Origin of the sequence: Bacillus sp. L75 (assembly GCF_003676355.1) — a bacterium.
Lineage (GTDB): Bacteria > Bacillota > Bacilli > Bacillales > Bacillaceae > Bacillus > Bacillus velezensis.
The window spans coordinates 1-25,661 of record NZ_ML064906.1 but is presented as its reverse complement, the minus strand read 5'-3'; the positions used below and the strand labels follow the sequence as shown (position 1 = coordinate 25,661).

Annotated in this window: 4 protein-coding genes; all 4 read right to left on the bottom strand. The window is 50.0% G+C overall.

Annotated features, from left to right (window positions below; genetic code table 11):
- Positions 1–44: 44 nt before the first annotated feature.
- Complete coding sequence (locus D5S11_RS11720) at positions 45–6,260, bottom strand: beta-ketoacyl synthase N-terminal-like domain-containing protein (protein ID WP_108724840.1); 6,216 nt, start codon at positions 6,258–6,260, stop codon at positions 45–47.
- Positions 6,257–12,409 carry a type I polyketide synthase gene (locus D5S11_RS11715; protein WP_108724839.1) on the bottom strand — a complete coding sequence of 2,051 codons (6,153 nt, stop codon included), beginning with the start codon at positions 12,407–12,409 and terminating at the stop codon, positions 6,257–6,259. The genes D5S11_RS11720 and D5S11_RS11715 overlap by 4 nt, the downstream gene beginning before the upstream one ends.
- A 22-nt stretch (positions 12,410–12,431) precedes the next feature.
- Positions 12,432–20,150, bottom strand: coding sequence for an SDR family NAD(P)-dependent oxidoreductase (locus D5S11_RS11710; RefSeq protein WP_047935927.1), 7,719 nt, complete (start codon positions 20,148–20,150; stop codon positions 12,432–12,434).
- A gap of 4 nt (positions 20,151–20,154) precedes the next feature.
- Positions 20,155–25,661: SDR family NAD(P)-dependent oxidoreductase (locus D5S11_RS11705; protein WP_128424622.1), on the bottom strand; the 5,507-nt coding region annotated here is incomplete at its 5' end.

Genomic DNA, 25,661 nt, shown 5'->3' with positions numbered 1-25,661 from the left:
CCCGCCAAAGCTTACGAGTAAACCCGGCGGGCGGATATGTGAATTTACGGTCTTGTTTTGGCGGGCTGCTTCAGCATCTCACCATGCACGTTCAGTATCTTTTCCTGCAGCTGCAGAAAGCTGTATTCTGTCATTCCGTCTGCCGAATATAAAACGCCGCAAAATTCAGAAATCGTTTCGGCTGCGCTGTCTTCAGCCAATAACGTCATATGATTGGATACCGCCACATCCATGATGGCGATGTTTGTCATATGCTCTTCCCACTGGCTCCAATAGTTGACGAAATCAGCGGATAAAATATCAGCCCTGATTGTAAAATACGGATCAAGCTCACCCAAGAAAATACCGTTTTTATTTCGGAAATAATAGCATGTCACCCCGTTCGGATCCGGAAGCGGCAGGAGTTCGTAATCAGTGATTTCGTAAGCGTCCTGAACATTTATATTCTGCCTGATCAGATTTTTCACCAACGCGTCCGTCTTCGTTAACCCCCGCTGTTTGGCTTTTGCGATTAATTGCTCTAAAAATATGTCTTCATGAAGATCGGCATCTAGTTCATCACGGTGAATCAAGGTTTCAGAAATGCGTTCCGGATGTTGATAAATCGGTGCAAATAAAGCCATGTTCACCGTCTGCAGCATCATATTTTTATCAAATAATTCATCAGGAATGTTTATTTCCCGCGCACCCGCCGCGTCAAAGGAGTCGAGCATGACGATTGACTCAACGGTTTCTCCAGCCAGCTGCAATTGCCGGGTGACTTCATAAGCGAGCATGCCCCCTAATGAATAGCCGCCTACATCGTAAGGACCCCGGGGCTGCACGGTACGTATGAGCTTAACGTAATATTCGGCCATTTTTTTAATGCCGCGGATCGGTTCCCGGTCTGTCATCCACCCTCTTGCCTGAATTCCGTAAAAAGGACGCCCGGTCCGTTCGGCAACAGGCTGGTACAGCTCCACTGCCCCCAGCGCGGAATGAAACCAGAAAATCGGTCTTCCCTTTCCATTTGGGTTAAGACAGATCAGCTCGGGCGGTTCTTGATCATCTGTCTCTTCTGATATATCGTTTTGTTTCGTATGTTCCCCATGTACTTCCTCGGTGTCTTTTTGGACAGAACCGGTCAGATACCCGGCTAATGTTGCGATTGTCGGATATTCATAGACCAGATTTGCCGTAATAGACGCTTGATAGGTCTTATTAATGGACTGAACCCATTCCACACCGATAATAGAATCCAGCCCCATCTCAATGAATGCCTCATGCTCATCAATATCTTCCGGCTTCAGAAACAGGATGTCCGCAAGGCTTTCTTTGAGCTCTTTGCGCAAAGTGCCGTCAGAGATGCCGGCAAGGGGAGTTTCTGCTTCCGGGATTTGCGGACGTACCGCTGTTTCCTCCGCTTCAGCATACTCGGGTTTCTTTATTTGTCCCGCTATATATTCCGCAAGCTCTTCAAGCGTCGGGTGTTCATACACCTTATTGGCAGTAATCTCAGTGTGGTACGTTTTATTTACTGTTTGTATCCATTCAACCCCGATAATGGAGTCAAGACCCATGTCGATGAAAGGCTCATCAGCATCAATATCTTCCGGTGACAAAAATAAAATATCTGCCAGGCTTGTCCTCAATTCTTCAAGCAATGTTCTATTGTCTTCGGAAACGGCTTTTTCTGGCTGCTGGACAGAAACAGTACAATCCAAAGGCTGTAACACGATTGGCTTTTGCAATGTCTCCGGTTCAAACGCTCTCATTTCGATCTCAGTTAAAGGAGTCAGAGAAATCAGCCCTTCATGTTCAGGCTGCGGCGAAGACGGGAGAACGGTTTGCGTTTCAGACTTTTTCATGGCTTGGCCTGGTAAAGAACTATTTACATCAGCCGCCCAATACCTTTCTTTTAAAAACGGGTAGGCAGGAAGCGGCGTTTTATAATATTGCCCTCCGTCAAAAAGCCGTGTAAAAGGAAGATCATACCCTCTGCAAAAAAGGTCAGCGATATGTGCCAGGCTTTCTCTGTACTGCGCGGGCGAAGCCGCCGAGCGGCACTGTTCAATGCATTCCATTCCGAATGTTTTCATTCCGGCTTCTTCTGCCGGCTTCTGATCCTTCAAATTGGACACAAACACACCCGGAAGCTCTCTTTTTACAAGCCACTCCGATAATACCCGCTTCAGTTCGTCCGCACTGCTTACGATACAGGCAAACCGGTGATGTAAATGCTTTCTGCCGAGCAGGAGCGTATAACTTATATTTCCCAGATCGCTGTCTTTGTTCTTGCTGAGTGAATCCAGCAGGCGTTCTGCCTGAATTTCCAGCTGACGCTCCGTCCGCGCAGATAAAGGAATGAGGCAGGCCGGTTTTGCCGGCGACCGGCGCACGGTTTGCGGCGCCTCTTCAATAACAAGATGGGCATTTGTTCCGCTGAATCCGAATGAACTGATAGCGGCTCTGCGCGGTGCATCCGGATTCCGTTTCCACTGTATCAGCTTTTCATTCACAAAAAACGGGCTGTCCGCAAATTGAATATGCTGATTGGCTTGGTGAAAATGCAGGGAAGCCGGAATCTGCCGATGCTTCAGCGACAGCAGGATTTTAAACAGTCCGGCCATCCCCGCGGCCGCAGCGGCATGTCCGAGATTGGTTTTCACAGAGCCGATGGCGCAATATCCTTTTTTATCCGTATAGCGGCGGAAAGCGCGCGTTAAGGCGCCGAATTCGATCGGGTCGCCCAGTGCAGTGCCCGTTCCGTGAGCTTCCACCATTTGAATGGTTTCCGGATCAATGTGGAAAGTATCATAGACATGACGTTCCAATCGTTCTTGAGAAAGCGCGCTTGGAGCGGTGATTCCGTTTGTAGCGCCGTCCTGATTCATTGCAGATCCTTTTATGACGCCGTACACATGATCTCCGTCACTAACGGCGTCGCTAAGACGTTTCAGCACCACCGCTCCCACGCCTTCACCAGGCACGAACCCGTCCGCGCTTTGATCAAACGTATGGCAGCGTCCGGTCGGTGACAGCATATTCGCCTTATTTGACGACTGATAAAAAGCGGGAGTGGATTGAATGAAAACCCCGCCCGCCACCGCCATTTCCGTTTCTTTCGTCCAGAGCCCCTGACATGCCAAATGAATGGCTGTCAGTGAACTGGAACATGCTGTATCAACAGTGATCGCCGGCCCTTGTAAATTAAGGTGATAGGCGATCCTTGCCGGAGTGACGGAATTGTGATTGCCCCAAAAAGCCTGCGCGGGCCCCTGCTGTTTAAAAATGGCCTGGTAATCTCCGCCGCAGGAGCCGGCATACACGCCGCATTCCCGGCCTCTTACCGAGTCTCCCGCATATCCCGCATCTTCAAGCGCTTTCCATGATTCTTCCAAAAACAGCCGCTGCTGAGGGTCCATATAGGTCGCTTCACGTCCCGATATATGAAAGAAAACGGGGTCAAAACATTCAATGTCCTCTATAAAACTGCCATACTGGCATTGGCTGTCAGAGACATCCCATCTGTCTGCTTTTTTAATCAGATCCCGTCCGGCGGCTAAGTGTTCCCAAAACTCATGGAGATTCTCCGATTCAGCAAACCGCCCGCTCATCCCGATAATCGCGATCGGTTCTTTTTCATGTAACACAGCTGCTGATTTTACTGTATCGGCCGGATCCTTTTGTTCGGGGCGGTACGTCATTTGATACGGCTCAGAAACGCTGATGACGATTTTCCCGATATTTCCGCGGTCATCCAGACAGTGATACGCCTCTTTTATGTCTTCAAAGGAAAAGATTTTTGAGATGACAGGCTGAATGACTCCCTCTTCCGCCAGCCGCTGCAGTTCCAATTGATAGTCCTTGACCTGGTCCGGATTTTGAAGGGACAGCTTCCGCAAATCCACGCTGTGAAACGATTGATTGTTATGAAGGACGGACAAGTCGACTGATTTAGCGGATTTCAGCGCAGTCATGGCAATTTCGATATATCTTCCGCCCGGCGCCAGGCAATTCATTCCTTTTTGCATGGCATCACCGGCCAGGGTATTAATGACAACATCCACCCCCCGGCCGCCGGTCATTCGCATGATTTCCGTTTCAAAATCTTCTTCTAAATAGCAAATGGTATTGCGGACCCCGAGCGAATGCAAATACTCAATTTTTTTCTGTGATCCGGCCGTGGCATATATTTCCGCGCCGATATGCCGGGCCATTTGCACCGCGATCAGCCCCGTTCCTCCCGTCGCGGTCTGAATTAATATTTTTTCGCCTTTTTTAAGTCCGGCTTTCCGGAAGGCGTCTATCATGGTCACCGCTACGGTGGGAAGAGCGCATGCTTCTTCAAAGGTCAGCCGGGCCGGTTTATGATAGACTTGATGTTCTTTACATGTGATGAGATTCGCCTGAGATCCAAATTCCTCTCCCATGCCGACAATCACTTCATCACCTGGAATGACGGATGTTACATGCCTCCCTGTCTTGATCACGACGCCGCTTGCTTCAAATCCCGGAGTGAACGGATAAGGCGGCATCGTCGGGTACAGCCCTCTGACACAAAGCAAGTCTCCGAAGTTTAAAGAAAAGGCGCGGACGGCTATTTGAACCTCGTCATCTTTTGTCTCGGGCACTTCACTGCGGGCAATCGTCAGATCTTCAATGCCGCCCGGACGGTCAATCACAACCCGGAACATTCCCGAGTCATCGGACTTTGCGAAAGAAAGCGGCATACGTTCTTGTTTCGGTTTCTGATAACCGTTTTCCTTTCTTTCCGTCTGCAGAGGTTTTTCAGCAGACCGTTCTTCCTGAAGCGCCGGGCGGATTTTCGCTCTTTCGGTCTCCAGAGATGAGGCTATGATGGTTTCATATTCTGCCGAGATATAACCGGTCAGCAGTTTCACATGATAGTAATCAAATAAAATCGTTGTCTGCAGTGTAAGATTCAATCGCTTATTAATCTCGTTAATCACATTGACGGCCAAAATGGAATCAATGCCGTATTCAGAGAAATTCAGTTCTTCCTGAATATCCTCTTCTTTCATTTTTAATACATCGGCAATACTTGTTTTGATGACAGAGCGGACATGGGAAACGACCGATTCCCCATCAGCCTTAACAGCTTGATGCTCCTCTGGCGCGCGGCTGCGGGAAACAGGCTGTGCGGGCTTTCGGAAAACTTCGGCCGGGGCGGCGTATGGCTTTCTGCCGTCTCTGATCCCTTGCATCCGGACGAGTCCGTCACTCTCAGCTGCGATAATCTGCTGGCCTAAATCATGAGCCGTTTCAGCAGGGAAACAAACCGCTCTGTATCCTTCCGAATGCAGCACACGCTCCCACGATTTTGGATATAAGCCGGGACTTCCCGGAATCCGAAGCTCAGCATCCTCATAGGACCACCAGCCGTCAAGCAGCCCGAAGGTTAAATGGGTAAAAACAGAACGATCGCTGATTTCGTTTATCAAAATCATCCCGTTGTATTTCAGGAGCGCTTTCAGACGGCGCAGTGTCAAACCGATATTTTTTGTGGCGTGAAGCACATTGGCGGCGATGACAATATCGTAAACACCCGTTTTGATATTTTGTGATTCGCAAGGCTCCTCCGCATTAAACAAGGCTGTTGTCAAATACGGCACATCAGGTCCGTATTCCTGTTCGGCATGCATTAAAAAAGCTTTAGAAACGTCCGTATAACAATATTCCGCAATCTGTTTTGCAAATGGTTTCAGTTTTGTAAACAGCATGGCGCTCGTTCCGCCCGTCCCGGCCCCTACTTCTATCAGCCTGATGCGGGCATCGGGGTGTTCTGTAAGATAGGCTTTCAGGTAAGCGGCCGCGGAATCTGCTAACACTTCATTAAAATAATCCGCGACAGGATTATGCTTATAAACACCTTCAACGAGCCGCATTGATGAATCGGGAAATACGATATCCGTAGCCGGACGTTCTCCTTTTAAAATGGAAGGCATCGCTTTTATCGTCGCCTCGGCCAATTCAGCTTGCGCAAGCTCCCCATTGGGAAGCAGGCGTTTATGGGTATTCCACTCATTCCAGACTGTGCGGCCGTCCGGGCGCTGATCCGTGAGAAGAGTGACCGTGTATCCGTCATACGCGATATATCCGTTTTCTTTTAATAGATTCAAGCTTTCTTCCAGCCATCTGCCGTATGTGCCGATCACGCCGGCGCTCCGCATGGATGCTGCAGGTGTAGTGACAGGCTCGCTGAAAAAACCGATTGACTGTAATTGGTAAAAGAGCAGTTTGCAAAGAAGGCTGTTCATATGCGCAACTCCATTTCTCGTTTTAAAGTCTCAAGCCGTTCATTCCGATCCGGATTTTGCCGCTTGACGCTTTCCATAAATGAAGGCTTCGGGCCGGATACAACCGATATTGCATCTTGATCCGTCAGCGCGGCTAAGCCGTGCGGAGCAGCTTTGATGAATGCCGCTTGGCTGAACGGTTCTGATAGTAAGACTTCCAGCGCCTCCATTGCTTCATCGGGTTCAATAGAACCGATCCCTGACGCCTCCATCCGTTTTCTGTAAGACGGGTCTGATACAACACCCAGACTGCCCCAATATCCCCAATTCATGACTTTCACTTCACAATCAAGCAAGGAAGCGATATGGCGGGCAAAGGCGTCTTGAAATGTACACCCTGCCGCATAGTTGCTTTGCCCGGCATTTTTTGTGAAAGAATTTACGGATGAGAAAAACAGCACAAAATCAAGCGGTTCTTCCTTAAAAGCTTCGATCATTCGGACGCTCGTATTCACCTTAGCTGAATAAGCGTTTCTGAAAGAAGCTTCATCCATATTCGCTATACTTTTGTCGGCAAGCGTTATCGCGGAATGGATGACTCCCGTTATATTGCCGTATTGCTCTCTTACGGAACGGACGGCCGCTTTAAGCGCTGCGGCATCTTGAGCATCAGCCTGTATATAATGCGGCGCGGGGCCTGATAGCGCCAGCCTGTCTATTTTGCTCTGAATCTCCTGATCCTTCGGCCGCCTGCCGATCCATATCATCCGTGCCTTGTAACGGGTGATCATGTATTTGCTCCATGCTTCTCCGATGCCGCCCGCTCCGCCGATGACAGCATAAACGCCGCCTTCTCTGTACGACATACGCGGAGCGGAACTTGTCAGCACCCGGACTGTTTTTTGCTTGTGCCAAGCTCCGTTACGGTACGCGGCAGCATTTCCGTCCGGATCTGGAGGAAGGCGCCAGATGTTTTTCATCTCAGACGAATCACTGCCTTCTTCTGCATCAATCAGCCTGATGTCCCAGTTCGGATATTCTTTTGCCAATGAACCGATCAAACCGTGTACGCCTGCATGCTCAGGCTGCGGCAGATCACCCGGATACACGGACTGTGTCTGCCGGGTCACCGCCGTAAAGCTGATGTTTCGGTTTCCATACCCGAGTGACAGCAGCGCTTTGATGAAACGGAAACATTGAATCACCCCATTCTCCTGCTCATCAAGCATTTCCTGACTGACGGATGCGGGTGCGAAACGATCCGGCGCAATCCATAAGAAATGGCGGATATCCTGATACCCGGCTGTCAATTCACGTAATGTTTGCTCGCTTGAATGATCCGGCGTCTCCGCCAGATGGGCGCGGGGCCACATTTTTGCCGCAGCCTTTATGGTATTTCCCGGCTTTCCGATGATCAGCAATTGTTCCTGATCAACCGCTCGATTTTCTTCCAGAGAAAAGAAAGTTTTGTCCCAAACAGGGGCAAGCATCGCCGTCTGAACTTCCTGCCGTTTGCTTTCGGTTTGGTTTGTCTGCCGGACAGCCCGGCAGGAGAAGCCTGTCAATCTCATACAAACAGCGCCGTTTTCATCACATAAATCAATATCCAGCGTCAGCGCTCCGTTATCTGACCGATCGCTCTGTTTGCGGACAAGCGCCCACATCGTTTTCTGAGTCGGCTGAAATATTTCTGCCTGCCGCAGGGAAAACGGCAGCATCGGAGTGTCTCCGGCAGTATCTGAACCGGCACCCAGTGACGCCTGAAACGCGGCATCCAAAAGACTCGGGTGGATGACAAACTGATCGGCGGTACTGTCTGCCGATTCCGGCAGCGACAGCCGGGCTGCAGCACCCCTCTCTCCGATCATCAGCTGATCAATTCCTTGATGGCTCGGCCCGTATATCATACCCGCATGCCGGAAAGCCTGATAAACCTCATCAGACGTCATAACCGATTGGCTGCAGCCGGACAGCCAGCCCTCTAAGTGAACTGACGGAACCGCTGCTATCTCTCCTGATACCGCGGTGCCTTTACTGTATATAATCCGTTCTCCCCCGGGTTCTTCCGATAGGCTGTAAATCGTAAATTCAATGTCTTCATTTCCCTTAAGGATAAGGCTGATATGGACTTCTACATCCGTCCCCTTATGAACGACAGGCCTCATCCATATGAGATCTTTCAAATACATTCCTTTACGTCCGTCCGGCACAGCGTATGCGGCACGCTCAACGGCCGCCCTGGCCATTTCGATCACGGCGGCTCCCGGGAGCACCTTCTCCCCATTGACTGTGTGGTCAGTGAAAAAGAATTCCCGTCCGGTAAAAACAGAGGTGAATTTCAGCTCCCACAGATCGGATGTGTTTTCATGAAGCAGCGGATGGATCACCGTTTTGCCGTCATTCCGTTTTGAAACCGCCTCGGCTTCATCTTGAATCCAGCATCTGACCTTTGCAAACGGATAGGCGGGAAGGCTGATTCTCCGGGGTTTTTGTCCCGAATATAACAAGTTCCAGTCCACATCGACTCCCTGCACCCACATGTTCAGCAAATGACCGTACTTTCTCTTTTTCAGCCATTTGACCATGGCTTCTTGCAAATCTTCATCAGATTCAAACACAGCCACTGTCTCATGATTTCGCTTCGCCCGCCCCCTGTAAAGATGCGGTGCGTTTTCATTTTCCAAGTACGATCTGAGCTTGTCCTCCAGCTCCTTAAGAGAGTCCGCAATGAAAGCCAGCCGCTCATCCATCGCTTCCCGCCCCGCTTGTAAAGTGTATGCGACATCAAATAAGTCCGGCTTATCCGTATGCTTCTTTTGAAGAAAAGCAAGAAGGCGCTCCGCGTATTCTGTCAGACGCTCCCCATTTTTCGCAGACAGCAGAATGACAGCCGGCTCTTGGCTGCTGATTGCTTGTTTGACAGGAGCCTCATATTCTTCAATAATGATATGCGCGTTAGAACCGCCCGCCCCAAAGCTGCTGACCCCCGCCCTGAGCGGCTGTTCTGCTCCGTCTGCTGAAATCCGTTTCCAATCTGTTAATTCCCGGCAGACGGAAAACGGCCCTTCGTCAAATTGGATATTCGGATTTAAAACATCCGCATGCAAAGATGGGGCGATTTGTTTGTGCTTCATCTGCAGCAGCACTTTTGTGACAGCGGCGATGCCCGCTGCAGATTCCCCATGTCCGATATTTGATTTGACAGACCCGATGAGACATGTTTCAGGAACATCACCGAATGCATCGGTTAAAGCCCGGATTTCAATCGGATCGCCTAATTTCGTCCCTGTCCCGTGCGCTTCCACATAGCTGATCTGGCCCGGAGATACCCCCGCCTCCTGTAAAGCTTGAGAAATGACTTCGCTTTGCGCCTTGGGGTTCGGTACGGTGTAACCGCTCGCTCTTCCGCCGTGATTAATGGCAGCTCCCTTAATGACGCCGTAAATCCGATCTCCGTCTTGTACGGCGTCTTCTAAACGTTTAAGAAGCAGCACCCCGACCCCTTCTGACGGAATATAGCCGTCACCCCCGGCGCCGAAACTCCCGCAGTGTCCTTTAGATGAGATGAACTGCCCCTGGCTCAGCATGAAGTACTTGTTAGGATGAACGGTGAGATTCACTCCGCCGGCAAGCGCCGCGCGAATCCGATGATCCCGCAGATCCCGGCACGCCATGTACAATGAAGTCAGCGAACCCGAACACATCGTATCGACCGAAATGCTCGGCCCTTGAAAATCACAAAAATAGGAGACACGGTTAGCAATGGATGAAATCCCGCCGGGGAGCCCGATATGCCGTCCTTTCACTCCCGCTTCAGCCGCGAATAGCGGGTATTCCTGATACATGACACCGGCATACACACCTACCTGACGGCCCAGTTCAGGTGATATCCTCGTATATCCCGCATCCTCCATGGCCATCCACGCATGCATTAAAAACAGCCGTTCCTGAGGATCAAGGTGTTCCGCTTCACGGGGGGAAATCTTAAAGAACTCAGGATCAAAATCGGCGATCCCGTCAATGAATCCGCCCCATTTGCTGTAGATCGCTCCCGGCGCCGTCCGGTCCTCGGAAAAGTAATGTTCCCATTTCCAGCGGTCTTTCGGAATTTCGGTAATACAATCCTTTCCTTGTTTGAGATTTTCCCAAAACGCATTGATATCATCGGCCTGCGGATACTTGCCGGAAATCCCGACAATGGCAATATCCAGCGGTTTTCCTTTCGTTTTCTGACGGCTTTGATTCCCGGACGGGGCAAAAGACGCATTTTCAAGCCGATTTGGCTGAAGCACTTCTTTCACAGACGCGTTTTTCAATTCCGCCAGCTGTTCCCCGGTATGACTGAGGACTGCGGCATCAAATGAGAGAAACCCGTCTTTTTTATGTTTGATTGTATTCACCACATAGGCGGTATCAGACATGACTGGTCCGTAAAGCGTCAGCCTCTCAATCATGAGCGGGACGTGAATCCGCTTTTTCAGCTGCAATTCTTCTTCACCGAGCGACATATAACAAGAATTCAATATAAGCGGGTCAAATGCAAAGTGACGCAGATCGCCTTTTTCTTTTTTTCCTGATAAGTCCAGCTGCAATAAAAAGGAGCTCTCACTCATTTTGTATCCCGCCGTTACCGTTTTCAGCATCGGGCCTATCGTGAAGCCGGCAACCGAATCGTACAGACGGGAAATAACATCCGGTGCTACCTTTTGTGCATGCGCCTTCATTTGTTCAACGTCATACGATTTTTTTACGGGTGTCTCTATACCTCTGCTTATTTCTCCTTCGGCACACGTCTTCCGGCTTTCTTTACCGGAAACAGTGCAGCTTGCGGTAAAGCGTTCGGCATTCTTTTCTGCCGCAAATGAAATGTCAATCTGTGCGGCCTCTCCCGGCTCCAGCGTGACGGGCCCGCCCGTAAAGCGGATATCTTTCAGCTCGGCGGGATACGTGCCGGAATGAGACGCTCCGGACGCTTCAAGCACCAGACACGGATACACTACACCCATCAGTGCCGGTTTGCCGAAAACCAGATGATCCTGAAGGAATGCTTCATGTTCATAGAAAGTAAATGTCTGACTGACTGATTGCGTTTCAGAGACCGGTGCTGCATCCGCGACAAGGCCGGAAGATTCTTCTGTTCCTTTTGTTTTTATGTCTTCAAGCAGTTCGGATATGCTGCTGCACTCAAATAAAAGAGTCGGATTCAGCCGCAGATCAAACGCCCCTTCGATGTCTTTAATAATGGCCAGAAGCTGTGACGATTCAAGGCCTAATTCAAAAAATACGGTGTGCGCATCATTTCTTGTGACAGGACGGCCTACGTATGTTGAGAAAATGCGGTATAAGGTTTCCTCCATCTGCTGAACGCCTGGTATCAGCTGCCGGTCTGTCCGCACCTTTTTGGCTGTCAGGCCGAGCAGTGAAGCAATATGCGCACCGCTGAGGTTGTAAAAGTCAATATCCATTTTCACCATTTCAGAAGGCATGCCGGATTTTTTCGAAATCACCGCGTAACAGCGCTCCGTAACGGTTTCAGCGGCACTAAACGAATCATAATAAATCGGTAAAAACAAACCGGCGCCTGCAGCTGTCTGCAATACGCCGGAGGCCATGGCGGCACCGTCCATCAGCGCGGGATGAAAGAGAGCGCCGGGGAGATTTTCCTGGCATGAATCAGACTGCCGAATATCAAGGAAACATTCCTCTTCATTTGCATAGATCTCTCCCTCCGGCTTCATCAGCCCGTCATGCGACAGTCCGCGGCTTCTCGCGTCTTCGTAAACCGTATGCAAGGAGACTGATGGAAGCGCAACTTGTTTTTTCTCTTCCGCGTCAAGGCGCTTATCTGATGAGAAAACCCCTTCATGCACCTCCGCTGATAAGAAAACCGTCCCGGAATCCGCCCCGCAAATCGAGGCAGTCCAGAACTCCTTTTCTTTACTGAATATGACACTCACATCAAGCCGCTCTGACCGTTTCACTGATAAAGGATGATAAATGGTCACCCGTTTCAGACAGATGGAACGGAATGAAAGATCAAGGCTTTGCTTTGCCAGCTGATACAGCATATCAATATAGGCCAGACCGGGCATGACAGATTCTCCGTGAACAAGATGGTTTTTCATAATGGGATGTTCTGCCGTCAGGCGCAGATTCACTGTTTTTTTCATGGTTCGTCCCCTTTTAAAAACGTCACGTTGTCACCTGCCAAAACGAGTCTGCAGGTGCAGTGCTTGTCTCTGCTTTTTTCTCATATTTCTTTAAAAGATCCGCAATGTCTGTTTTTTCATTACTTGTTTTTTCCGCTTCATTCTCCGTGCTGTTCCAGCCGCCCAAAAGCGGGTAGTGTTTTTTTCTGAATTCCGGCGGCTGAGGCGCCCGGTGATGTTCCCGCTGCCTTTCACCTCTGTATTCTTCAACGAGGATATGAGCATTTGTCCCGCCGTCAGGAAATGAACTCTGAGCTGCGACGCGGGGTTTCTTCTCTGAATGCCAATCAACGGGTTCACGATTAAAATGAATACGCGACGCTTCAAAGTCATAATGTTCAAATGGCTCACGCGCTGATAAGAAAGGCGGAATCCGCTTATGATAGACGCTCAGCACACATCGGATGAAGCCCGCAAGACCTGAAGACAGAAGCAAATGCCCCACATTCGGTTTCACCGATCCGATCCGGCAGGGCAGAAGCGTTTTCCGGTTCAGCTGATAGACATCTGAGAGCGCCTTGATTTCCACCGAATCAACGATTGGGGAACCGCCTCCGTTCACTTCTATATATCCAATGTCTTCGGGCGACTTTTCCGCCATGTCAAGCGCAGTTTGAATGGCGTCTCTCTGCGCTCTTATATTCGGTGAACCGGGACCGAGCGTCCGGCCGTCATTGTTTACCGAGACGGCTTTTATGACGCCGTAAATACGGTCTCCGTCCCGCACCGCATCGCTCAATCGTTTGATAAAAACCGCCCCCGCTCCTTCTCCGAGCACTTCTCCCGCTGATTCACGGTCGAATATATGAAACACGCCGTTCTCATTTAAAATATGGCGCGCTCCGAATAACCGGTGCGCGGACGGAGATAAGAGCAGACTCACCGAACCGACTAAGGCCGCGTCAATCCTTCCGGCCAAAAGGGCGTCTTTTGCAAAGGACAGCCCGATCAGCCCTGAAGAACATGCTGTATCCACGACAAGGCTCGGCCCTGTGACATTCAAAAATCGTGAAATGTTGGCCGCCAAATAGTTTTGCCCCGCCCCCAAAATCGGGTTAGGCGCCTGCAAAATATGTTCCATACCGGCTGAAGGCTGCGCCCTGCCGCCGATGTACACGCCGACTTTCCGGCCCGATAAATCCTTTTGGCCGTACCCGGCATCATAAACGGAATGAACCGCTTCTTCTAATATGATCCGCGCCTGCGGGTCCATAATTGCCGCGTCTTTTTCAGAGATGCCGAAAAAGCCCGCATCAAACATGTCGATATCATCAATCCACCCCGCATAATCCTTTGCATTTGCTGTTGCATGCCAGCGCGTTGCGGGGACAGGCCGGATGGCGGTGTTTCCCTTCATCAGCAGCTCCCAAAAAGCATCCGTTCCGCCCGCCCCCGGAAAACGGCAGGACATGCCGACGACGGCAATATCGTCTTCAGTATCCGCTTTCGGCTCCATGAATGTTCTCTCTTCAGCGTCAGCGATTAAATCAGGCTCTACGTCCCTGTCTTGAACGAAACCATTTTCTTTTGTCACAAAATCGGCTTCATGATGCACTGCGAAATAGTCAACCATTTCTGTAATCGTTTGATATTGAAGCATTAAGGACGGTGTTAACTTTATGCTGATCCGTTTTTGCAATGATTGAACCAATTCCGCAAAGAGTATTGAGTCAATCCCGTATTCATCAAACGGCATATCATCTTTTATCTGCTCATCCGTCATTTTCAGTTCTTCGCTGAAAACGGTGCGCACCCATTGACGAATCATATCCTTCACCTTTTGGTCACCGGCAGTGCTTTTTTTCATGGGAGCTTCAGATTTCTTCACCTTCAGAAGATCACCAAAATCAGCCTCACTGTCTTCGGGAACACAAGGAATTCCGCAGCTTTGTCCGTTTAAAATGATGTAATCTAAAAACTTCAGTCCGTCTTCGGCAGACAGCCTGGAAAGTCCTGATTTTTGATAAGCAGGTGTTTCCGGCAGGCCTTCAGCCATGCCGGTTTCTTTCCAGACGGGCCATTGAACGGCTTTAACAAACACGTTTCCTTTACCTGCTTGATGATTTGCAAAAGAGTCCATAAATGAATTAGCCATCGCGTAGTCACTTTGCCCCGCAGCAAGCGAAGGGATCAGGCTCGAAACGGATGAGAACAAAATAAAAAACGACAGCGGCTCATTCTGAACGGCTTCAAAGAGACCGCGAAGCCCTGTTACTTTCGGCGTGCAAACGCTTTCGATTTCAGTTTCGGTTTTGTTATAAAAAGCGGGGTGTTCTCCCATTGCACCCGCGCAATGAAAAACGCCGGTAATCGGCCCCATCGTGCCGCGGATGCCGTCCGTCATGTTCCGGAGCCCCTTTTGATCCGTAAGAGAAACGCTGTAATAACGGATCTCCGCGCCCCGCTCGGCTAACCTCTGCATCCGCTCGGCTTTTTCCGGGAGAATGCCGTCCTTTTTCATGTCTGCCCACTCTGAGGAATCAGGAAGCGGCTCCCGACCCATGATGACCAGTTTCCTGCAGCCGCGTGAAACGGCATGCTCCGCCGCAATTGCGCCGATTCCGCGCGATCCGCCCGTTATTAACAGCACATCATCAGACGAATAGGAAAGCTCAGGCGCCGCCGAAACATTCATACCCTGCTTTAGAAACGGCACATAACGGCGATTCAGCCTGTAGCAGCATTCACTGCCGCTTTTGGCCCGCGGCTGTAAAAATTCAGTCTCAATCTGTCTGCTTAATTCTTCTGTATGCTCAATCGCACAATCGCTATCTATCGTAAAAGAATGAATGTTGGCATACTCAGCGCCCAGCATCCGGTACAGCCCCGCCGTTTTCGCCCCTTGCATCAGAGGTTTACTTTCCTTGAAAGGCTGGAGGCGGTGTGTCACTTGGCTGAACACAGCGCCGCTATGACGGAATGATTCAAGAGCCTGCTGTAAAAAGGCAAGCTTTCCGTGTTCTATCTCTTCCTGCCGTTCATATTCCGCGTCATATGCGGTTATGTCGACGACCCCGAGTATCTGTTTGTTTTGAAGAGACTCCCGCACTCTGCCGTAAAGGTTTCGCCCCGATGCGGCGGCGTAATAATCGGCGCCGTCTTTTGCCTGATGGATGAAGCAGATCGTTTCAATATGGCCGTTTCCTTTAAAAAGAGCATCGGCCAATCGGCTCGTCTTATCAGTTGCAAGTATCATTACTGTTCCTGATAATGCTTCAGACTCCGCCGGATCTTGCTGCTTCCAGTCTTTTTGAAGAATGATCTTTTGGTTTTCCGCCGGTTCGTCTGTCTGTTTCTGGATATCCGCAGGCACAGGCACCCAATACCGCTCCTTCGCGAACGGATATACAGGAAGGCTGACCCGTTTCGCCTTCTCTCCTTCATATAACAGGCTCCAGTCAACGGCGGCTCCTTTTGCCCACTCAGTGAGCAATCTGGAATATTGCTTGTTTTTCAGCAGCTCGGCCATTCCACTTGATGAAATATCATTTTGAGCATGTCCGCGGAAACACCCTTCAATTTCTGTTTTCCGTTCAAGCACATCCTTCAGTTTCGCTTGCAGGCCGCAAACGGATGTAACGATAAATGCCAGCCGTTCAGGCATCGCTTCTCTGCCAGCTTGAAGCGTGTAGGCCAGGTCTTTAAGGTTGACTTCTTTTTCCCGTAAAAAGCGGTCATACCGTTTGACATATTCCAATAGCCGTTCTTCATTTTTTGCCGAAAGCAGAAACAGAACAGGCTCGTCTTCCCGTATACTCACCGGTTTCTTTTCAGCCTGCGGCGGCAGATATTCTTCTATGACAAAATGGGCATTGCTCCCGCTTGCGCCAAAAGAACTTAAACCCGCTCTTCTCGGCTGGTCAGGATGTGACGGCCGTTCCCATTCTTCCAGCCGGTCCGCCACATAAAACGGCGTGTCCGGAAACGGAATATGGGGATTCAGCGTGTCCGTGTGCAATGACGGAAAGATTTCTCCATGCTTCAGCTGCAAAAGCACCTTTGTTAATCCGGCGATCCCGGCTGCTCCTTCTAAATGGCCGATATTTGATTTGGCAGAGCCGATGGCGCAAAACCGCTTCTTGTTTGTCCATTTGCGGAAAGCGCGGCTCAGCCCTTCAATTTCAATCGGATCACCCAGAGACGTGCCTGTTCCGTGGGCTTCAATATAGCTCAGTGTCTCCGGATCAATGCCGGCACCCTGAAAAGAATCTGTAATGACTTCCGCCTGTGATGCCGGATCAGGCACGGTCAAACCGGATGTTTTTCCGACATGGTTTAAAGCGGAGCCTTTTATGACGCCATATATCGGACAGCCCATTCTTTCCGCTTCTTGAACGGTTGTCAGTAACACCGCGCCGACGCCTTCTCCCGGCACATAACCGTCACCGCCGTCGGCGAAGCTTTTGCAGACGCCTTCTGAAGACAGAAATCCGGCATTCGCCAAAAACGCATATTTATGCGGGTGTGTGACCGCATTCACACCGCCGGCAAGGGCGAATTCGCACTCCCCCCTTTTAATGCTTTCACATGCCAAATGTATGGATGTGAGCGAAGAAGAGCACATCGTATCAACAGCCATTGACGGCCCTGTAAAGTTCAGGCAGTGAGACACGATATTCGGAACAGAGGCAGGCGTCACGCCCATAGACAGCGGTGTGCCCCGCTGTGTGATTTCAGCGCCGAACAGCTCATAATGGCTCCAAAACACACCTGCGAATACCCCGACGCGTTTTCTTTTTTGTGAAGATGGCCCGCGCGCCGTTCTGTCTTGATAAAAACCGGCATCTTCACAAGCTTCCCAAGCCGTCTCTAAAAACAGCCGCGCCTGCGGGTCCATCATTTCAGCCTGGCGCGGAGTCAGATTGAAAAACAGCGGATCAAAGCTGTCTATGCGATCTAAAAATCCTCCGTAACGGTAGAACTGATCTGCTTCATATGAGAAAGGATAACCTTTCCATCTGTCTTTCGGCATTGTTGTGATGCAGTCTTTCCCTGAGCGCAGATTTTGGTAAAATTCATCGATGCTTCCCGCCTGCGGATATCTTCCCGCCAATCCGATTACCGCAATATCGTGCTCTTCTGTATGTCTCTCTTGTTTTCGGCTTCTTCTCTTGACAGCTGCGTTGGATAATGAAGATCCGTTCTTGTCTCCCTTTGGACCCAATCGGCCCATGCTTTCAGTTACAGCCGGCTCTTTCCCGTATAAAATAACGGATTGCAGCTTGCCGAGACGCAGCATATATTCAAGTGCAGCCATCCCTTCCCCGGCCGGTAGCGGGCTGGTGCCTGTTGTATCATTCATGATCTCTTTCATCAAGCTGTCAACCTGCATGCCGCCATCTTCCCAAAGCGGCCAGTTGATCGTCATAGAAGCCCCGGTCCGTTCGCCTTTTTCCGCTCTGCAATCGCGATATTTCATATATTCATCCATAAAAGCGTTCGCTGCGGCATAATCTATTTGGCCCGCATTTCCGGCCAACGCCGAGAATGAGGAAAATACGGCGAAAAACTCAAGCGGTTCATTCCGTGAAGCTTCGTCCGCATGAATCAGGCCGCTGATTTTCGGCAGGAACACCCGCTTCAAGTCAGAACTGTCTTTTTGGATGATAAATTGATCTTTTAAAACACCGGCGCAATGAAAAATACCCGTCAGCCGGCCGAAGGTTTCTGTAATCTGAGCAAATGCCCGCTCTGTTTCGGCTTTGCTGCCGATGTCCGCTTGAACGTAAAGAACTTCTGCGCCCAATGCTTTCAGTCTGCTGATCTTCTCAGACTGTTCCGGCGAACGGCCGATGAGTGCGAGCTTCACCTTTTCTTTTTCTGCAAGGTGACAAGCAAGCAGAAATCCAAGACCGCCGAGGCCTCCTGTAATGACATATACGCCGTTTTGTTTCCAAGGAGACTGTGTCTGCCCGTCCAGTTTCTCAATACGTTCGAACAATCTGATCTGCCGTATATTTCCTTTATACCGAATATCTGTGCAGCCTGCATGAGAGCAGTCTGCTTCTGTTCTTATCATTGCCGCCGTCTCACTTGGCAATCTCTCATTCTTGTCACAGAAGGTGATCACCTGAGTGCGAAGAGCCGGATTTTCCAGATGTGCCGTTTTCAGCATAGCCCCGAGAGCGGAAGACAATGCCGCTCCATTCTCAACGGCGCATACAAGCTGAATCAATGTATGTTCTTTCGGATGGTCTGTCAGTTCCCGTTTGAGCATACGAAATATGCGCTCGGCATCTGCTCCAAACTGCTCATCTGCAGCCTCATGCTCCCTTTTCAGTTCTATCACTTCCGCTTCCGGGCAATGTGCGCCGAGTTCACCGGTGAGACGGGGCCCTGCATCGGCAGCGATAATGAGATGACGGGTGTGTTTTTGCCCGTTCTGCACCGCCGTTTCCAGCGGATGATCTTTCCAGGCGGGTTCAAAAAACAGAACCTCATCAGCAGTGTCAGCGTCTGATGTATGCCGTTCTTTTGCCGAATCTTTCAGCACACAGCCCGCTTCATTGATAAGGTAATCCGCAAGGCGGCGGACAGATGAATATTCAAAAAGCAGTGTCGGATAAAACTGCTGTTGAAAAGTCTGCTCTAATATCTTTACAAGCTTCAGCAAATGCGCCGAGTCAAGCCCCATATCATAAAAGCCTTTCCGCACATCAATATCCTGTGCCGGACGATTGACCAGCCTGGCGATTTCCGACTTTATGTAAGTCACCATGTTTTGTTCCGGCGTTTGCTGTTCAGACACGTCTTCTGCGGCCACAGAATTTTCCGACTCACCACGGCCGCTTCTGTTCTGCTGAGGCGGCTTCTCTTTGTCTATCAGATGGGTAATCATATTCGCTTGTCTGACCCTTTTTACTGTCAGTTTCTCACATTCGGCCAATACGTTCCCTGCCCTGTCGTAAATCGTGAAGTCGGCCGAATACACATCAGGTTCGCTATCTGATACGCCGCTTTCAGTGCGGCTGTTTTTCGCAGAATAAGTGTAAATCGTTTTCGGAAACGGCTGATACATGCAAAAACGATTGATCATAAAAGGAATATAAGGTGTGTCATTCTGCTTTTGGGCCGACAATGCAAAGGAAGAGCCGGCAAGGGTGGACGCATCCAAAAAAGCCGGATGCGCCTTAAATTTCTCCCGGAATCCTTCAGCCAAATCACTCAGAGTAAGCTCCATTAATTCTTCTTTATCCTGAAGCTGATAAACGGCCCCTTCATTTTTCATAAACTCGCCATGCTCAATATGGCTTCTTCTTGCAATTCCATAAATGTCATGCATGTCCCATTTTCGGCTTGCGTTTTTCATGAACGCTTCAATATTCAGTTCTTTTGCCCGCGGCGTGTCTTCTTGCAAATAAAGCTGGCATTCCATATTCTCATCCCGGTTTCCGCCAAGCGGTGTGCCGTTTTTTGCTTTTTCGCTAGTAATCTCAACTTTCCAGCTGTCACGCGCCGGCGTAAAGGTCACATACAGGTGTTTATCAAACTCTTCAGATGTTACAACAGGCTGCTTAAAAATAATCTGTCTTAATTCTATAGGGCGTTCACCGAGATACCCGGCGGCGAGCCGATACAGCATATCTATTAAAGTCACGCCCGGGAGGACGCGGATTTGATGAACGCGATGATCCCGGACGATATAATTCGTATGGCTGATTTTCTGCAGGAACGTTTTGACTTGATCGGTGGCAACTGCCAATCTATCACACCTCGCTTATTTCAAACATTGCTTCTGTGCCCGCCTCATTTTCTTCCGCTTCGGACAACTGTGCTTTTTCAGGCCAATACCGCTGTTTTCGGTATACTGTCTGGCCGCCTTTCGGTTCCATGGCCGCTTTTCGCTCTTTCGGAATTCCTTCGTTGCTGACAATGATATGGGCGTTATTCCCGCCCAAACCGAACGCGCTGACCCCGGCCCTGAGTATCTCTTTTTTTCCGTTCCACCGCTTCAGCTCAAGCACAGGATAAAGCGGAGAATCTTTAAATTGGAAGCGGGGGTTCGGTTTATGGCAATGCAAAGTCGGCGGCAGTTCTTCATTGGCAATCGCCAGCAAAACTTTGATGATTCCCGCCGCGCCCGCCGCACTCAGCAAGTGGCCGATATTGCTTTTGACGCTTCCTACACCGCAAAATTGTTTTTCATCGGAATAAGCAGACAAGACATTGGTTAATCCCTTTAATTCAATCGGGTCGCCGATCAATGTACCGGTTCCGTGCGTCTCTACGTATGTCATGGTGTCCGGCTCGATTTCCGCTGATTGAACCGCCTGCTCAATCAAGTCCTGCTGCGCCCGGGGATTCGGCGTCGTCACGCCCATTGTGCTGCCGTCATTATTTATCGCAGAGCCGTCAATAACGCCGTATATTTTATCTTCGTCTTCTATCGCTTTTTCAAGCGGCTTCAGCATCAGCACTCCGCAGCCCTCTCCGATTCCTGTTCCGTCCGCATCGGCATCGAAAGATTTTGAACGGCCATTTGGCGATAAGATTCTCGCCGCGCTCATTGTGAGAAAAGGTTTTTCATCAAGCAAAATGTCAACCCCGCCCGCAAAGGCCGCTTCCGCTTCTCCATTTTGAATAGCCTGTACGGCCAAATGAATTGCCGTAAGCGAACTGGAGCAGGCCGTATCCACGACCAGGTTGGGCCCTGTAAAGTTATAAATGTGCGCCATGTGTGCGGTAATAAAATTTTGCCCCGCGCCAATAATCGCGTCTTTTTGCAAATATTGAAATTTCTGATGGAACGCACCTGCCCTTGCACCGGCAAAAACGCCGATACGGCGGCCCCAGAGATCCTCTTTTTGATAACCGGCATCGGCCAAAGCTTCCGCGCTCACTTCGAGCCACTGCCTTTGCAGCGGGTCTATCATCGGTGCCAGCGTTTCTGAAATATTGAAATACTCCGGGTCAAATTGATCAATATCGTGAATAAAACCGCCCCATTTACTGATGCTTTTTCCTTCTTGATATTCACCCGGCTGATAGTGTTCCCCGGCGTTCCATCTGTCCGGCGGAACTTCAGTGACGGCATCCGTTCCGCTGCGGAGATTCTTCCAAAATTCTTTTATATCCCCCGCTTTCGGAAAATGACAGGCCATGCCGATGATCGCAACCTTTCCCCGTTTCCCGGGGTTATCTGCCGTTTTTTTGCTCCGTTTCGGCGTCTTCTGCAAAGGGACCTTCTCCGCGGGAACTGCTGCATCTGCCGAAAAAGCTTCCGGACAATGTGCGGCTAAATAATCCGCGAGCTGTTCTATGGTAGGGTGTTCCAGAAGGACAGTCGGATCAATTGAAACGGACGGCAGTTTTTGATCGATCTTTGTCAGCACTTGCGCCAGAAAGATAGAATCCATTCCGTATTCCTGAAAAGGCACATCGATATCCATATGCGTTTCATCGATACTCAGCTCTTTTGCCAAAAGCGACCTCAGCCAAGATTGAATATCAATCCGGTTATGTTCCCGTTTTTTTGTTTCAGGAGGTTTGGAAGCTGTTCTCATTCCTTTATGGGCGGCTGGCTTGGCATTTTCCAGCGCTTTGGCGTCCCAATCATGTTTCACTTGTGCCGGCAGCACGACAGCTCCGGGTCTTTCTCTTAAAATGTAATCAAGCATCTTGAGACCTTCAGCGTCAGAGTGCCGCAGCAATCCCGTTTGCTCATAAATCCCGCTTTTTATATCCCTGCTCATGCCCGTCTCATCCCATGCCGGCCATTGTATGCTAATGATGCCGCTCTCATTGTTTTCTGCAAAATAGTCCATATAAGAATTAGCCATCGCATAATCGCTCTGACCCGCCGCAAGAATCGGGACGGATGCCGAGACAGATGAAAACAGAACGAAAAATGCCGGCGTATCATCCTTTACACTCTCATACAGACTGTGAAGGCCGTCTGCTTTCGGCGCGAGCACCCGCGCAATACTGTCTTTGGATTTACGGAGAAAAGCAGGGTTTTCACGGTCCGCAATTCCCGCGCAATGCAGAATGCCTCCGACAGGTCCGAGCGTTGAGGTTACCTCTTTTATAAGCCGTCCGACGGCCTGCTTATCCGTCAGATCAACTGCTGAGACGCACACTTTTACGCCTTGTGATTCCAGCTGCCGGATAAGCTGTATTTTTTCCGAAACGACAGGGTCTGTTTGCTCAAGATCCCACTCGGTTTTCGGCGGCAGCTCCTTTCTGCCTGTCAGAAGCAGTTTCTTCACACCGTATGCGGAAACGAAATGCTTGGCGCATAAAGCGCCGAGTCCGCGCGTTCCTCCGGTTATCATCAGGACGGCGTCATTTGGAAACGCAGTCCGGTCTGTTTGCACGGCTTCTGGTTCAATCTGATCAGTCTGCCGAAGAACATAGCTGAAGCGCATGCCGTCCCTATAGCAAACAGCAGACTCCGTTAAGTCTGATTCAATTTCTTGTTTAATAAAAGCGGCTGTCTGCTCCAGCGGCTCTTCAGGATCAATATCGGCGTGACAGGTGAGAATTTGGCTGTATTCATGCCGCAGCATGCGATAAAGTCCCGCTTTTTCAATACCGTGCATAACGGCAGCCTTATTTTTGAAGGCTTCAAGCCCTTTTGTAAGATAAAGCATTTTCATGTTTTCTAGTCCGCGGCCGTATTCAATCAGCTGCTGCAGCGATGCCACCCAGCTGATGTCCTGCCGCTTTTGTCGGGAGCCGCAGCCGGTGAAGTCAATAAACCCGGAATAGATGGCCGCGTTCGGACCCTGTAAGAAAGAGATGAGCTGATTTTCCTGCACAATGTCAGCATCATTCAGCTGTTTTTTCACCTCGGCGGCAAGGTCTTTTGTATCTTCAGAGACGATGAGCGCTATTTTGTTGTTGAACGGCTCGGATGAAGACACTGCCTCGCACGGTTCCCATGTTTTCTGCAATAATACTGTTTTTTGATTCGAAAGCGGCAGCTGCTCCCGTTTCGGCACCCAATAGCGGTCGGCTCTGAACGGATAGGAGGGCAGGCTGATGCGGCGCGGCTTACTGTCCGTATACAGCTGCTCCCAATCCGTGTCAAATCCGTTTGCCCAGAGCCGCAGCACTTTCCTGTATTTCTTTTTCTCAAGCCAGGCGCTGACGAGGTCAGCAGCGTCTTTATCGTCTGAGAACATGGAGATCGTGTTATTCTCGCGTTTTTTACGGCCGCTGATGATATCTTCGCTGTTTTTTCCCATCAGAAACGCGTTCAGTTTTTCAGTCAGTTCCTCTGCGGAGCCTGCAATGATTCCCAGCCTCGCTTCCATCGCATCCCGTCCGGTCTGCAGTGTGTATGCGGCATCTGCAAGATCGATATCGCGGGATGATCCGTTTTGGATAAAATCGCGAAGGAGACGCGCTCTTTCTTTCAGCCGCTCTTCATTTTTAGCCGACAAAACAAAAAGAGATGACGCTTTCTCACGGGTTTCCTGCTGTTCCGTCTCACTTCTGCCCATGTATTCTTCAATAACGATATGCGCATTGACACCTCCGAAACCGAATGAGCTTACACCCGCCCGGCGGGGCAGGACCCGGCCGTTTTCATCACGCAGCGCTTCCCACTCCTTTGTTTCTGTCACAATGTAAAACGGACTGTCCTTCAATTTGATATGGGGATTGATGTTCTCGCAATGCAGACTTTTGGCGAGCGTCCGATGTTTCAGCTGCATCAATACTTTGATAACGCCCGCAATACCTGCTGCGAGCTCCAAATGTCCGATATTTGTCTTCACTGAGCCTATCCCGCAATATCCGCCCGGCGCCCCGTCTGTTTGGAAAGCTTTTTTCAATGCATTGATCTCAATCGGATCGCCGAGTGCCGTTCCTGTTCCGTGCGCTTCTATATAAGTGATCGTTGACGGGTGAATACCGGCTTTTTGATAAGCGCTTTTCAGCACATCCGTCTGAGCCTGCGGATTCGGCGCGGTAAGTGACGCTGAGCGTCCGCCGTGATTTTCCGCTGTACCGCGGATGAGGCCGTAGATGTGATCCCTGTCACGCTCAGCCTCTGAAAGCTTTTTCAAGACAATCATGCCGGCACCCTCTCCTCTGACATAACCGTCAGCCTGATCAGAAAATGTTTTGCAGCGCCCGTCTTCACTGAGCATGCCTGCTTTTTGAAAACCGATATGCCCTTCAGGCGTGACGATCGTGTTGACGCCCCCTGCGACCGCCATATCACAATCTCCCGTTTCAATGGCTTTTACCGCGCGGTGAATGGCGACTAAAGAGCTTGAACAAGCGGTTTCTACCGGCTCGCTCGGCCCGTGGATATCAAGAAAATAACTCATTCGGTTCGGCCCGACGGACGGCACGATTCCGGTCATCGTATACCCCTCGACAGGAAGACCCGCCTTATTGATTAAAGTTTGATATCCGCTTCCCAGTGTGCCGGTGAAAATGCCGGTTTTTGTTCCGGCAATCCGTTTTGCTGAGTACCCCGCGTCTTCAATGGCTTTCCACACATACATCATTAATAGACGCTGCTGAGGATCCATCATTTCAGCTTCTTTCGGAGATATCCCGAAAAACAGCGGGTCAAACCCGGCGATTCCATCTATAAAACCGCCCCATTTAATTGACGTTTTATTTGCATCCGCTGCCGGATCGCCGTAATATTCGCGCCAATCCCAGCGATCTCGTGGAATTTCTGTGATGCAATGCTCTCCTTTTTGTAAACGTGTCCAGAATTCATCTATGTCTTTCGCTTGCGGAAAAATACCGCTGATTCCGATAATGGCTATCGGTTCGGTTTTTTCTTCTGATCTTCCTTTTACGGATACGGGCGTTTCCCGCTTGACATGAACGGCCGCCGGAGCTTCAGCTTTTCTTATTCCGGCTTTTGGAGCGGTTTTTAAACGCTCTCCTTCTAAGCCGCTGAATGCTTCTTTCCATTCAGATATCAAATGGCCGCTCAGTTTGCGCAATGTCGGAAATTCAAAGAAGATAGTCGGGCTGAGCTCAAGCTGATAAGACCGATTTAATAGATTGGTAAATTCAGTGAAGATGATCGAATCAAATCCGTATTCCGTCAGTTCGCTGTCAGCCTCAATATCTTTCATGCTTACCTTTAAAAGATCTGATACATGCCGCTTTAGTTTCTCTTGAACCTGATCTTTCAGATCTCTTGCATCTGCCACTGCCGGAGCTTGTCCGGCGGCGCTTTGTTCTTCGCCCAGATCGAAAATATGGCTGCGGATCCGTTTTTCGTCGCCTTCTGCCA